12 protein-coding genes are annotated in these 14,481 nt (G+C 36.3%); 11 read left to right on the plus strand and 1 reads right to left on the minus strand.

What is annotated here, in order from left to right:
* Positions 1-392 precede the first annotated feature (392 nt).
* The 11 genes from RAO94_10615 to RAO94_10665 all read left to right on the plus strand — a co-directional run bounded on the left by RAO94_10615 (position 393) and on the right by RAO94_10665 (position 12,567).
* Positions 393-1,769, plus strand: coding sequence for an ATP-binding protein (locus RAO94_10615; protein MDP8322790.1), 1,377 nt, complete (start codon positions 393-395; stop codon positions 1,767-1,769).
* Positions 1,753-2,367: an RloB domain-containing protein gene (locus RAO94_10620; protein MDP8322791.1), complete on the plus strand. Its 615-nt coding sequence runs from the start codon at positions 1,753-1,755 to the stop codon at positions 2,365-2,367. The genes RAO94_10615 and RAO94_10620 overlap by 17 nt, the downstream gene beginning before the upstream one ends.
* A gap of 592 nt (positions 2,368-2,959) precedes the next feature.
* The gene (locus RAO94_10625; GenBank protein ID MDP8322792.1) at positions 2,960-3,667 is read left to right on the plus strand and encodes a CFI-box-CTERM domain-containing protein; all 708 of its coding nucleotides are present in this window, start codon (positions 2,960-2,962) and stop codon (positions 3,665-3,667) included.
* A 25-nt stretch (positions 3,668-3,692) separates the two neighbouring features.
* Positions 3,693-4,550 carry a zinc ribbon domain-containing protein gene (locus RAO94_10630; GenBank protein ID MDP8322793.1) on the plus strand — a complete coding sequence of 286 codons (858 nt, stop codon included), beginning with the start codon at positions 3,693-3,695 and terminating at the stop codon, positions 4,548-4,550.
* Between the two features lie 210 nt (positions 4,551-4,760).
* Positions 4,761-4,931, plus strand: a complete 171-nt coding sequence (locus tag RAO94_10635; protein MDP8322794.1) for a hypothetical protein — start codon at positions 4,761-4,763, stop codon at positions 4,929-4,931.
* A 188-nt stretch (positions 4,932-5,119) separates the two neighbouring features.
* Positions 5,120-5,665 (plus strand): hypothetical protein, encoded by a 546-nt coding sequence (locus RAO94_10640; protein MDP8322795.1) that lies wholly within the window; start codon positions 5,120-5,122, stop codon positions 5,663-5,665.
* A 6-nt stretch (positions 5,666-5,671) separates the two neighbouring features.
* On the plus strand, positions 5,672-5,851 hold the full coding sequence (locus tag RAO94_10645; protein ID MDP8322796.1) for a hypothetical protein: 180 nt from the start codon (positions 5,672-5,674) through the stop codon (positions 5,849-5,851).
* Between the two features lie 199 nt (positions 5,852-6,050).
* Entirely contained in the window at positions 6,051-6,383 is a 333-nt protein-coding gene (locus tag RAO94_10650; GenBank protein MDP8322797.1) for a hypothetical protein, read from the plus strand.
* An 18-nt stretch (positions 6,384-6,401) separates the two neighbouring features.
* Positions 6,402-8,225 (plus strand): tetratricopeptide repeat protein, encoded by a 1,824-nt coding sequence (locus RAO94_10655; GenBank protein MDP8322798.1) that lies wholly within the window; start codon positions 6,402-6,404, stop codon positions 8,223-8,225.
* Positions 8,226-8,650: 425 nt separating this feature from the next.
* The gene (locus tag RAO94_10660; GenBank protein MDP8322799.1) at positions 8,651-11,017 is read left to right on the plus strand and encodes a lamin tail domain-containing protein; all 2,367 of its coding nucleotides are present in this window, start codon (positions 8,651-8,653) and stop codon (positions 11,015-11,017) included.
* A gap of 8 nt (positions 11,018-11,025) precedes the next feature.
* On the plus strand, positions 11,026-12,567 hold the full coding sequence (locus RAO94_10665) for a YifB family Mg chelatase-like AAA ATPase (GenBank protein ID MDP8322800.1): 1,542 nt from the start codon (positions 11,026-11,028) through the stop codon (positions 12,565-12,567).
* Here the strand turns inward: RAO94_10665 and RAO94_10670 are convergent.
* Positions 12,568-14,481 (minus strand): SpoIIE family protein phosphatase (locus RAO94_10670; GenBank protein MDP8322801.1); only part of this gene is annotated, 1,914 nt, incomplete at its 5' end.

A 14,481-nucleotide genomic window follows, 5' to 3' on the forward strand; every position in this document is an offset into this window, starting at 1 on the left:
AATTTTATCCAAAAATACCCACTAACCCGAAATTTCCCTGATTCCTCCCATTTCCCCCGTATTTTAACCCTAAAATATCCCTATTCCCCCTATCTACAAACAATTTACAGGATTTAAGGAGGAACAACTTAGCACTATCTAACAAAAAAATGTCACTATGTGCTTTGTTGTTCCACTTCCAAGTGGCTTCATAATTAGTATAAAATATACGTTAATCATCGGAAAAAGTGAAAAATGGAATTTCAGGGGAATTACTCAGATTGAGAATTATGGACAATATGGACGGAATGGACATGATGGATGAAAAGTGAAAAATAAAAACATTGACAGGCGGCTTAAGTTTTAGCTATTTGCAATTATTATGCAGATAGTTCAAAAAGAAGGTAATAAAAATGATAATTAGTTTTTCTGTCAGCAATTTTCTTTCCATAAAGGAAGAGCAGGTTTTAAGTTTTGAGGCAAGCAGTGATGAGAGTTATAATGAATACTTTATCCGGGAAATCGGCAAATACAGGCTTCTTAAGATGGGAATCATTTATGGGGCAAATGCCTCTGGCAAGACCAATATTTTAAAAGCACTCGATGTTCTAAGACAGCTTGTGACAAGATCACGTGATGCAGATAAGGATATATATTACACTCCGTTTTTATTTGATGATGAATATAAGACGGGAAACTGCAAAATGAAGCTTGAGTTTCTGGTAGGGGATGAGGGTAAATATGTAAAACACATTTATGAACTGGAATTTAATGCCAAAGAAATAGTAAATGAGTCTTTGAAATATTATCCAGGCCAGCAGCCGGCTATGATTTATAATAGGGTAAAAAATACAAATCTGGAGAGGGGGTACACGTTAAAATTTAGTAATGGTTCAAAACCTAAATCAGAGGAGCAGAATATTCTGGAAAGCAGTACTTTGATCAATAATACAATATTATCAGCTTTTAATAAAGTGAATCCCATAATTCCCAAAACGAAACGTGTGAGAAAATGGTTTGATTACTACATGACACGGTTGTTATCACAGGAAAATAAAGCTGATGAGAAAACAGCTGATGTTTTTTTTAAGAAATCCATACAGAGACAGGGAATTTTAAATGAATTTATAAAAAAAGCTGACTATAATGTTTCTAAATTTATTATTTCAGAAGGAAATTGGAAATTTACAGAAGATAGAAAAGATTTTGCATTAAAATTTGGTGAATTAATTTATTCCTTAGATGAGTCAAACTCTGCGATGTCAAATTGGAAAAACCAAATTGATAAAATAACTCAATTACCAATTACAAAAAAAGAACTTAGTCATGTTTACAAGGTTAAGGGAGAATTAAAGGAGGGTAATTTACCATATCTGCTGGAGTCAAATGGGACTAAACGGAGTTTTGAATTGGCAGCGCCACTTATAGAGAATTTAATGAAGGGTAAAATAATGATATTAGATGAGATAGAATCTTCACTTCATTTTGATTTAGTGAAATATATCATATTAGTATTTCTGGCAAATTCTGAGAATTCGCAGATGCTTTTTACTACCCATAATCTTCTTTTGCTGGACTGGGATATCTTACGTCATGATGTTATCTGGTTTACAGAGAAGAAAGAAGATGGCTCAACAGACTTATATTCTCTGGCAGACTTTAAGGAATTGAATCGTAGTAATATATTGAAAAGATACTTAAGTGGTCAGTTTGGAGCAAAACCAGACATCTATGATTATAAGCTGAATCTGCAGGATCTGAAAGAGGATAGCAGTGGCAAGAAAAATTAAAAAGCGGAAATTAGAGAAAAAAATTTTGATCCTGGGCGAAGGAACCAGTGAGCAATCGTATTTTATAGAAATGAAAGAATCAGAGCATCTCAGTTATACTATTAAACCTGAATTGCCTAAGAACTCCAATTATGATACTATTTTCAAAAAGGCGGAAAACGAAGCAGAATATTACTTAAAGGTATTTTGTCTAATAGACTTAGATTATATCATCAGGGATGGATTGTATTCAGAATATAATAATTATAAGCAGAAATTACAAAGAGAAAATAAGAATGTACAGATATTTGAGAATTATCCCTGCCTGGAAACCTGGTTTGCCTTTCACTATGCGTATTTCAGCAGAGAATTTGCATCCTGTAAAGACCTGATAAATGAATTTTTAAATATCAAAAATCGCTTAATGGATTATAAAAAGGGAGCCAGTTCCAGGAAATATTATAATCAACTAAAACCGTATCAAAATGAAGCAATTATAAGAGCTGAAAGAACTTTTCAAAATAGATCGAATGGGATTGCTGAAAATCTCTACCGAGTGAACGATTGCCAGGTGGCATTTACCGAAATATATCTGATTATCAGGGAATTATTGAGCTAATAGGATAATTACATAATAGATAAAAAACCGATTATTATTTTTGTAATTTTTCGCGCTATTTAGTGGATTTAGTGGTTGATAAACTTTTTTTTAGAACCACGAAAAACGCGAAAGGACGGGAATAATAATCAGTTATTTTTATAAGATGATTTGTCTTTACATTTTTTTTGTTTTGTGGACGGAGTGCCAATAATAATTACCTGTATTAAAAAAAATACTTGACTGGGAATATTTTTTATATTCGTTTGTCTCTGGTTAGACAAAGAGTTGGCTTATTGGGAATGTAATATTTTGAATCAATGTTGTTTTAAAGATTGAAATTACATGATGTGGAGTCTATACTATATGAAATAACATAATTGTAATTTACGTGATTCAGAGAATATGAGAGTCATCTAGGATATAATAAAGATAAATCCAAAGTACTAATTGAGATTTATGGATGTTGTTTCCCCGTTATATAGCTAGATATTTCAAAGATTTGAGGAGGGTTTTATTGATACTTTCACAAATCTTTGAAAGTAGCTTTATTAGCATTAATTAAGTACTAAAAAAATAGGTGAAACAAAAAAGAAAGAAAAGGAGTTGAACGATGGAAAACACTGATTTAAAAATCGGATTAGCAATGTTAGAGGATGTTGAAAATGACTTAGAAGCAACATATGGTAATGTTCTTGCCTGGGGACCTATTACAAGTATCGAAGGCTTTAATGGAAGAGGAGCAACACAAAGGCTGACAAAAGATTTGAAAGTTGCTAAAAAGAAAATTGGCGATTTCCAACAAGGTCAAGCAAAAGCAGCCTTTTTAATGGGAAGAATTTGTGCTGTTGGTGTGGGTAGAGATTTTAGCCATCGGATACACCTTAAATGTATGAAATATTATGAAGAAGCAATTGAATTAGGTTATGATGAAGCGATAGTGAAGTATTGTATGGCTAAACATAAAGATGCCTGGGATAAAAAGAAGGCATCTATTGAACTTTACGAGAGAGTTGTAGAATTAATGGGGATTGATAATCCCAATGGAATGGATTCAGCAAAGCAAATAGAAAAACTTAAATCAAAAAAAGGTTGTTTCATTGCGACAGCAGTATATGGTTCCTATTCTGCACCTGAAGTCATAGTGTTAAGAAGATTTAGAGATGACATTTTATTACCTTCGCAAATTGGAAGTATTTTTGTAAAATTCTATTATCTTACTTCACCGCCTATTGCGAGGTTTTTAGAGAAACATAAACTTCTGCAGAAATTTGTCCGAGATTTTATAATTCAGCCTATTGTGAATTTGTGTAAAAAATAATAATTAATCTATTTATGGAGGGAAAATGGATAAAATTCAAGAAGTGATCGATGAGATTATAGAAGAACCATATACGATGGCATTTTGCTATAATTGTGGAACAGAAAATCAAGATGCAGAAGAAAATGATATATGTAAAAACTGTGGGGAAAAAATATCACTATCAATTAATGAATTAAAAGGAAAAATCAAGCGATATTGCCGAGAATGCGGAGAGCAAATTAATGAATCAGAGGATTATTGTTTAGCTTGTGGTATGGATATAGAATTGTCTACTGAAGATTTGCTCTGCATGGTATTGTTAGAACTTATTGAAGAAGAAGACCGTAAAGATGCTCTTGAATTCGGTAAGAATTTACTTGAATATCTAGAAGGTCATTATCAAAGGTTTGTGGCTTCAGGTTTTATGAAATCAATATACGGTGAATTATTTGTAGAGAAGTTTGGAAATTCATCTCCTGATCTTACTTTTGCACAAATACCTGATAGTGAGTTAAATGATGATATTTTCGCAAGCATACTAGAATATTCTCAAATTACAATCGAAGAATTTAACCAACTTCCATCAAAAAGAAAGCAGATTCTTGAAAAATTTCCATTAAGAAGGAAAATGATTCAAGATATGAAGACAATTTGTTATGAAGGACCAATTGAGTTGGCTAAACGTGGTTTAACTAATAAATCAAACAATCCCCAAGCTACAAAAAAAACTTATAAATATTCATCACATGGTTCATTTCAGGGTTCAAAAGGTATACTTATACTTTGGGGAAGTTTAACATTAATTTCTTTAATTTGCTTAATTGCTGGTTTGGGGGGGCTCTTCTCTATGATATTGTTTGGTGCAATAACTTACTATTATTGGAAATCGAAAACAATATAATTATTTAGAGGAGTTTAAATAACATTTATCAAATCAGGTGATAGATGTAAAATTGTAAGAATTGCAGAATATTTCTGCAATTCTTCGCAAAATAACTTACACAGTGTATTTGAGCAAGGATTTAATCCTGACAGGTCAATTCCATCAAAATGTGTGGGCAAGGTAAGTTAAGTGTATTAAGTGAAAAATTATTAACAAGGAGAAATTATTTTGAGCAAACCAAAATCCAAAACAACAAATTATAGTGGCATCTCAGATGCACTTTCCGGAACCAAAACCTATAAGACGAAAATTTCCGATGGGAAAAAAAGTGTATCTGCATTAGGATCGCCAAAGACTTCACAAAAGCGAGCTTCAGATAAGTGGAATAAAAAGAAGTAGAACAAAATTACTTATGAAAACGAGTTAAAATAAGTTTAATCGAATAATAGACTAAATTAACTGATTTATTTTCTGCATGAAGAATTTGAATATTGATCATAATATTCTCATAGTATAATCCTGATTATCGGGAATTAAGATTTGGGATTAATCAGTTTGGCATGTAAAAATGAAACATGGAGGGTATCTTGAAAAGAAAGATTTATTGTTTATTGGTGCTTGTGTTATTAATCTTAGGTTGCACAGAAGATACTACAACCGAAGTAACAGTTCAAGATAATAATGCAGATCAAGTATATAATATATCACCACAATCCGGATTGATTGGAAACGTGGATCTGTATTTAATACCGGAAACTATACAAGGATCTGCAATAGTTATTATTAATGGACCAGGCAGTGCAATAGGATATGATATCCGTGATGCTGAAGACCAGGCATTTATATATTTTGCGGATAGTTATATTGCAGCTGGAGGTTCATCGTTGCAATCAGGGACAATTTTACCAACAAACAGGTGGGTAAAAATAAGATTAGTCCTTTATGAATCCGGGCTTGCTGGTTGGATTGTCACGTTTTTACAGTATCTTGGATTAGATTTCTTCGATAGTCTGGAAGATTATATGATTGCTGAAGTATATGAGATAGATGTAATGCTCGAAGATAATAGAGGAGGGCAGAAAATCATAAAAGGTGTTTGGCAGGAAATAACAGATCAAATAAAAAACAAATAGGAGGGAATGATGTCAGCTACAGTTATTGGGAGAGTAAAATCCGGAAGTTATAAGTCTTATGAAGTGAAATGGGATTCAGCAAGCAAGGATACTTATGTGTCTTATGCTGGCTGGACAAGCGTAGGAAAAGCTTATTCTGCCGGTGAAGCTATGAATAAAGCTGAAGCTTTTTTGTATAATAAATAAGGAGAATAAAATGCTATATGTATTGATAATAATAAATATTATTGTTGTAAATTATGTGACTATTTTCAAGAAGATATCTCCACAAAAAGAGCAGAAAATGATTTCGTAGAATAAGCAGACAAGGCACGAATTGACCTTTCTCTGGAGAGGATTTAGCGAATAATCATAATAGTGAATTAAGTCAAATAGGATTGTTTAAATGATAAATGTTTATAAACCGTTTGGTGGTCATCTGGGTTTCAGGAAAGATAATGATGTCTTCATATCCGGTGGATTATTTGGTCAGGGGCGCAAAATAGGGGAGATAAAAGGCAATGATATTTACTCAATAGGTGTATTATTTGGTAAAACAAAACTTGGTTATGTTTCAGGAAATTACGTCTATACAACCTTCGGGAGCCTGTTTGGTGCAAGTAAGGTTGGGGTTATAGTTGGAAAAGATATATATGATACAAATAGAAATCACTTAGCTCATATGGATGCTGCTGACCCGCAATTAGGGGCAGCAACTATTTTGTTACTGATAAAATAACCAATTTAGGGAGATTGAATGGAAAATACCGATAAGATTAAATCTTTGTATGAAAAAGGAAGCAAGCTGGTTGAGGAAGATCAAACAGAGGAAGCTATTGCGATTTTTAATGAAATAATATCTTTGGATCCAGGATTTTACAAAGCATATTTTCAAAGAGCACATTTGTATATGTCTTCGGGTGATATTGATAATGCTATCAGTGATTTTAGTGCTGGGCTAGAAATTAAACAAGATGCTTATGCCTATTTGTTAAGAGCATCTGCATACGATACCAAAGAAATGTTTGAGCAGTCATCAAGAGATTATAGCAAGGTAATTAAACTTGAATCTGATCCTGGCATCCTGTATTTTGCCCATTTGAATCGCGGGTCAGCATTCAATTATTTAGAGAGATATTCGGAAGCTGTTGAAGATTTCACAAAAGCTATGGAAATAAATCCGGAAGATCCCAAAGCATTTAGAGGAAGAGCCATTGCTTACTTTCATCTTAACCAGATTGATAAATCAATAGATGACTGGTCAACCGTGATAAAGCTAACGCCTGATGACGCAGAACCTTATAAAAAGAGAGCTTCCTTATATTTTCAGATTGATAGATCTATAGATGCAATTAAGGACTCTACTAAATCAATTGAGCTTGATCATAATGATATTGAGTCCTATATAATCCGGGGTTCCTCCTATCTTAAAGAAAGTGATGTCATAAAAGCAAAAACAGATCTGCAATTCGCTAAAAATAAGGGAAATGAAGCAGCAGCTCAACTTTTAATAGAGATCGATATGATGTTTGATGTAGATACTTTGCTCGAAAAGGGTAATAAGGCTCTGCTGGAAAAAGATTATGAAAGTGCCTTCAATCATCTATCCAAGGCACAGGCGGTCTCTAATGCGCCCAATGTTCTAACGTCATTAGCAACTGCCTTAAAGCACCTTGGCAGATTTGAAGATGCCATATTCTGTTTAGAAAAAGCTTTAAACGAAACTTCAGATCCGGAAACACTGGGTTCGGTCACTTATAATTTAGGGAATATTTTCCGGGAAACAGACAGATTTGAGGATGCCATCAAGTGGTATATCAAATCAATTAAATTCCGCCCTGATCATATAGGCGTACACTATAATCTTGGAATGTCTTATGAAGCAATCGAAGAACATGACCTCGCTATAAAAGAATTGGAGACAGTTTTACAGATAGATCCCAAACTGAATGACGTAAGAAGCCGGATTGAACTCATCAAAGAAACCGGGAATGATATCCGAAGTGAAAAAATACCGGATAGTGCGGGTGATTCACATTTTCTGCCGGAAAATAAAGAGCTTAGAGAAAATATAGCTCGTGCTACAGAAATGTGTGCCAGGGACGATGAATTCGAAGAGATAATTTTCCATTTAGAAAAGATATTGAAAATTGATCCTGAGTGCAGTGATCCTGAGTTTTTACTTGTTGCTTGTATTGTATATAGCGGAATTGCCTTGAAGTTGAAGGATTTTTCGCCAGAAGCTAAAAATGCCGTAAAATTTGGCAGAAAATTGCTGGCTATTGAAGAAAAGAAATCCAATCCATCTGATGATATATTATTTTCAGCTTATCGAGCTCTATTATTGGGTTATTTTAGACTTAATGAATATGATCAGGCAAAGGAATTTGGCACAAAAGCATTAAAGATTATACCGGATTCTGAAGTCATAATAAAATTGATGGAGTGGCTGCAGGCAAATAGGACCAGTGAAGATACTATCCCCTCAATTCAAACTCCTGCCAAGCCCAAAGCAGGATGTCTCGGGACAATATTTTTGATGTTGTTTTATTGCTCATGTTTTTTATATTTGTTATTATAAGAAATCACTGTCATCCAGTTAAGCATTAAGTAGGTTCATAATTAGTATAAAACTTACGTTAAGCATCAGAAAAAGTAAAAGAAGAACTTGCACAGCTAACGGTACTCCGGAAGTGGGGCGAGAACTACGTGCAGTTATCAGCAGCAATTCATATTATTACCTTCTTCTTTTTCAGGGATTTGTTGGTAGCGGTCGTTATCTGCGCCCCACCTGGAAATACCCGGCGGTGCACATATAACTTAGTGACATTAGTGGTTAATGATCTTCTTTGTTTTGTGGACGGAATGGACAGGGTGGACGGTGTAGGAAGACTTAAAAAAGCTGATGGATAAGATTATACTTGACTAATTATCACACATAAATCTAATTTATAAAGAGTATTAAAAATAAACGATTAAACGAAGGGAAAAATGTTATTACGATGTGTGCTGACTGTTATTTTTTTAAATGCAATAAATGTACTATTTTGCCAGGTAGTGATAAATGAGCTGTATTATGATCATCCAGGTGGTGATGATGGTGAGGAATGGGTGGAATTATATAATACCAGCAGTGAAGCGATCAATCTTGAGTATTGGAGAATCGAAAAGGGAGGGAGTGAGTTTGAAACTGTTTTGTTTCTTCCGTTTATCATAATCGAAGGAAATGGATATTTACTTATTGGTGAATCTAATGTGCCGGGTGCAGATATTTACGCTGAACTGGTTTTTCAAAACGGAGGTAGCACTACGGATGGGGTAAGGTTGGTATCTGGTTTCGGTCCCTGGACAGATACAGTTCTTTATGATTCACCAAATTCTAATGAGCTTATCGATGATACGGGGTTTGCCGGGGTCAGTTTTGCTCCAGATGTGACAGCAGGACATTCGCTGGGTAGAATCCCCAATGGATATGACAGCAATCAGGGAAGTGACTGGCAGGAATGTGAAAATCTTAGTCCCGGGACAGCTAATATAATCAGCATTGATCTGGAGATCAGCGAGGCGGAGTTAACGTTAATTGATGGCAATATTTGCTTATACACAGTGGTCCATAATCTATCCACAGGGGGTGTGGATAACTCTGTAGGCAGCCTTGATATTTACTTTAATAATCAACCATTTGAGAGTTTGCCGATAAACGAAATATCAGGAAATGAGAGTCTGGAATACAGTTATGAATTAGGCGAATCAGTAGCTGGATACTCTCAGACAGAATTAATCATTAACTCCATATATGACAATAACTTGGAAAACAATATATCAGGATGCTCGATCCTTATTGAAATGAGTCCCTTGTGGTATAATGAATTGATGATCAAGCCTTTAGGAAATGACTGTGAATGGGTGGAGATAATTGTTGATAACTATGTGGATAACTTTGTGGATAACTTGTATATTCGTGATGCTGTGGGCAATACAGGGAGTTTTGCTGCTGCTGATCTGGGGGAAGGATTTCTGGTGATATGTGATGAGCCGGAAAGTTTGATAGCTAATTATGGACTTACTGCAAGTCAGGTGATAGAGAGTGAACAATTGCCTGGAATGAATAATGAAGGAGATATACTATATCTGGAAGATGAGTGGGGAACGCTGCTGGATATGGTGGAATATGGTGCCCTAGCAGGAAATGAAGAGGGAATAAGCTGGGAAAGGATCAATCCTCTATCAGATGATAGCGACTGGGGGCATTGCATTAGTGAATCTGGTCAAACTGCGGGATATGCTAACAGTCTGATGCAGGGAATGATCGATCTGGCGCTGGATTTGAAGGGGGTTAATCTGCAGGAAGAATATCTGGAGCATCATCTGCTGGTGACCAGTGCGGGAATTGAACAAGTGGATGATGCTGAGCTGGTGATAAGCTGGCAGGTGTTTTCAGGCGGAAATTATGGAAGCTATTCAGAGAATATAATAATTGATTCTGACAGTTTGGAAATTGTAATAAACACAGAACTGCCGGGCAGTGGGTTTTATGAATACACCTATCAGCTGGAGGTAGAGGGCGATACAGATCTGAGCAATAATGTAGTAGTGAATTATTTTAATCAGGGTAGTCTGGGCTGGGTGATCAATGAGATCATGTATCACCCGAAAGCCGGGGAGCCGGAATGGCTGGAACTTAAGAGGAATGTGGGATATGGCATGGCAGATAATTTATGGGTAATAGTGGATGATGACAGCTGTGAGATCGCTGCTGCGGGAGAATATGTAATTGTAACCGGATCAGAATCTGATGTGGAGGAGATGTGGGGATTATATGGAGAGGATCTGGAAATATCTGAGGGATTGAAGAGGCTAACTGATAGTGGCTGTGAGATAGGTATAAAAGATATGTATGGCAATATAATAGAATTATTCAGCTATGATCCAGACTGGAACCAGTCAATTCAGGGAGTATCCATTGAACGGGTAAATCCGCTTTTACCGGCGAGTGAAGACAACTGGAGCCGCAGTGTGTCAGAATGCACTCCCGGAGAAGCAAACAGCATTTATACAGAATTACCAGTGACAGGATCGAAATTGACTATCACTCCAGAGGTATTTTGTCCGAGGGATGGTGAACATACAGTGATCAGTTATCAAAACAGCGAGAATCTTAATCTGGTGAGAATAGCTATCTATGATCTGAAAGGGCGAAAGATATGTAAATTAGTTGATCATGAATACCAGGGAGCCAATGGGTATTACATCTGGGACGGAAGAAATGAAGCAGGTAAAATCGTAAAAATGGGAATTTACATAATCCTTTTTGAGACTTCAGCAGCAGGTAATATAAAAGTAGAGAAAAAGACGGTAGTAGTAAAAAGATAGGAGCTAATATGTATGGAAAAACAGTGTCTTATGCTATCCAGGGCATAAATGCCAAACCGGTAGTGGTGGAAGCTGATATTAAGGGAGGGACCAATAAATTCAGCATAGTAGGTTTACCTTCCAATTCCATCAAGGAAAGTAAAGACCGCGTCTGGTCAGCAATCAAAAATTCAGGGTTCAGATTTGGTTCTCATAATTACACAGTGAATCTGGCACCGGCAGATGTGAAGAAGGAAGGTGTTTCATTAGACCTGCCTATAGCCGTATCAGTATTATTGGCTGAGCATCAGATAAGGATCTCGCGCAAAGGGGTATATGTGCTGGTGGGAGAGCTGTCACTTGATGGGGAGCTAAGGGCAGTACGGGGAGTGTTATCCATTGCCACTGCATGTTTTGCAGATAAGGTGGAAGGTATCATAGTGCCCTGGGAAAATGCCAGAGAAGCAGCAATAATAGATGGGCTGCGCGTTTATCCGGGAACTCATTTGCGAGAGGTAACGGAATTTCTGGAAGGTAAAATAGAAATAGAACCCTATCAGATAGATCGTGATAAGATATTTGCAGAGGAATCAGAAAATATTCTTGATATGTATGACGTGAAGGGTCAATATCATGTAAAACGAGCTCTGGAGGTGGCAGCAGCAGGAGGGCACAATATTTTGATGATAGGACCTCCGGGTTCAGGAAAAACCATGCTGGCAAAGTGCTTTCCCACCATACTGCCTGATCTGACTATTAATGAAGCTCTGGAAACAACCAAGATCCACTCCGTGAGTGGTCTGGTTGATAGTAAAACTGGTATCATCAGGCGAAGACCTTATAGATCTCCTCACCACACTATCAGTGATATCGCTTTGATAGGAGGTGGCAGCTATCCAAAGCCGGGAGAGGTATCACTGGCGCATAATGGAGTACTTTTTCTGGATGAATTACCGGAATTCAAGAAGTCTGTGCTGGAAGTATTGCGTCAGCCGCTGGAAGATGAGGTGGTAACAATTTCAAGAGCAACTCAAAGCCTGGAATTTCCAGCAAAATTTATGCTTGTGGCATCAATGAACCCTTGTCCCTGCGGATATTATGGCAGCTCAATAGAAGGACATAGTTGCAGTTGTTCAGTAGCAAATATCCAGCGCTACCGGGCAAAAATATCAGGACCTTTATTAGATAGGATAGATATTCATGTAGAAGTTCCGGCAGTGAGATATAAGGATCTTAGTTCTTTACCGGATGGAGAGAAATCAGAGATTATCAAGAAACGGGTAAATCTTTCACGTCAGCTGCAATTAACCAGGTTTCAAGCAGAAAATATCTATAGCAATTCCCAGATGAACCCTAAATTGATCAGGAAATATTGCAAATTAAATCCAGACTGTCAGGAGCTTGTGAAAACAGCAATGGAGCGTATGGGACTCTCTGCGAGGGCATTTGACAGGATAAAAAAGGTGGCACGGACGATAGCAGACCTGGAAGGTTCGCATAATATTGAAGCAAACCATGTAGCTGAAGCTATTCAGTATAGAAGTCTTGACCGTAAATTCTGGAGCAGCTGATCAATCGTAGAATTGCTCCATATTGCCACTGAGAGGAATATACATCACAGTTTCATTCACCTCATCAAGTCTTTTGCGGAATACCTTTGAAGTAAGTGAATAAATGATGGGGATACCGCGACCAGATGTATCCCAATCATCTTTATTGGCAAATGGGTCTTCTCCGGGAAGTTTATTAGGAATATCCCATGTGATACCTTTATCCCAGAAAGTGAGGATCAGTTCGTCAGCCAGTTCCATTTTGAACAGGATAACAGTATCAGATTTGCTGCGGAGTCCATGGACAATGATGTTATTAAGAAACTCATTAACGATCAATTCCACCTGCATGGCAAGCTCGAAGTTTTCAATCTGATTTTTGAGCACGAATTGCTCACTGAAAGTACCGATATCCTTTGTGTTTGTGAGTAATGATCTCATAAGTGTAAGCTGACTTGAAGGAGAATCTTCTTTTTTCCTGTGCCAGAAACTTACCAGCGTGAAGTCATCCGAACTGATAGTATAACCTTTTTCAATGAGACTGTTTTTGAGCATGTGACTAAGAATAACCTGTCTTTCTTCATCAAAATTATCAGCAATAAAGCTGGAAAATGATTCCAGATCAAGCTGCTCATTATTACTGTTTCGACACTGATAAATTCCATCAGAAAAGAGAAAGATAATAGTATCATCAGTTAGCTCAATAGTATTTTCTTCTTCCTCGGAATATGCGTAGTCAGAACGCCAGCCAATGGGGACAGAACCTTTTTCATAAATAATGTTTGTTTCCCTGGTCGCCTTATTAAAAGTAATTATCGGAGGCTGACCGGCATTATAGTAAGTGACAATTCTTTCTTTAACATCAATAAGACAGATCAGCAAGGTGAGATAATTGTTGGGGAAAAGTTCTTTACTGATAATATTATTGATCCGCCTGATGATATAATGTGGTTGAAGATTATCTTTTTCGGATTCAATCACCATATTAATAGTAGCTTTCACGGCACTCATGATCAATGCTGCCTGCACTCCATGACTGGAGATGTCACCCACATAAGTAACGTATTTATCTTCTGAGATAGTAATGGTATCAGAGAAATCTCCACCGATTTTTTTTGAAGGAGTATATGTAGCGGAAAAAATCAGGTTTTCATCGAGCACCAGCCACTGAGGTTTCAAATATGCCTGAACGTTTTCGGCTACTTCAAGCTCTTTGAGAAGAGAACGGTTAACTTTATCAAGATCAATCATTGTCTTATTTCGCTCTTCAATGATATTGCTGATTTGCAGAAAAGTAGTGATAAAGACAATTAAACTGATCAAACCAATAACTAGAAGTCCCACATACCTGATCAGGTTGTATTTATCGAGTTGAGCCATCTTGGTCTGACTGATATGATATTGATAAGTCATAATATCTTTATGAAAATTAAGGACAGCATTATTACTGGTCTCGACAATTCCGTTCACTTCTTTGGCAAAATCCTGGAGAACTGAAGCAGATGCTGCCTGATCTTGTTGTTCAAGAATTTTATCCAGATCATTACAGATATCTTCCATTCTGATCAAAGATCCGGTGAACACGTTAATGTATTTACTTGTATTAAAATTCTCTATCTGAGTATAATGAATTAGTTTTGTTCCTGCAGAATAGATAGAGAAATCATCAAAATAATTATAGTCATAAGACCCGCCGTACTCAATATTATTAAGGACAATTCTAATTTCATTGAAGCTGTCTTTTATATTCTGCTGATGTTCAGAAATATCATCCAAATTGTAATTTACAGTAATCAGCAGGTCAAAATCACGCTGAATCTGCATGAAATGACGATATATCACCTGGTTAAGGTCTAAAAGGGAATCAGTGTTTAAGGCTCTTTTTTGAAAATAACCAATAATGCTATCCATAAATATTTTACTGCCTATCCCATC

Source organism: Candidatus Stygibacter australis, from assembly GCA_030765845.1.
GTDB classification, from domain to species: Bacteria; Cloacimonadota; Cloacimonadia; order Cloacimonadales; family TCS61; genus Stygibacter; species Stygibacter australis.

Excerpts from the sequence above, each read along its gene's own strand:
- RAO94_10625 (MDP8322792.1), top strand. The coding sequence starts at position 2,960 with ATGGAAAACACTGATTTAAAAATCGGATTAGCAATGTTAGAGGATGTT.
- RAO94_10665 (MDP8322800.1), top strand. The coding sequence starts at position 11,026 with ATGTATGGAAAAACAGTGTCTTATGCTATCCAGGGCATAAATGCCAAA.
- RAO94_10630 (MDP8322793.1), top strand. The coding sequence starts at position 3,693 with ATGGATAAAATTCAAGAAGTGATCGATGAGATTATAGAAGAACCATAT.
- RAO94_10645 (MDP8322796.1), top strand. The coding sequence starts at position 5,672 with ATGATGTCAGCTACAGTTATTGGGAGAGTAAAATCCGGAAGTTATAAG.
- RAO94_10615 (MDP8322790.1), top strand. The coding sequence starts at position 393 with ATGATAATTAGTTTTTCTGTCAGCAATTTTCTTTCCATAAAGGAAGAG.
- RAO94_10650 (MDP8322797.1), top strand. The coding sequence starts at position 6,051 with ATGATAAATGTTTATAAACCGTTTGGTGGTCATCTGGGTTTCAGGAAA.
- RAO94_10655 (MDP8322798.1), top strand. The coding sequence starts at position 6,402 with ATGGAAAATACCGATAAGATTAAATCTTTGTATGAAAAAGGAAGCAAG.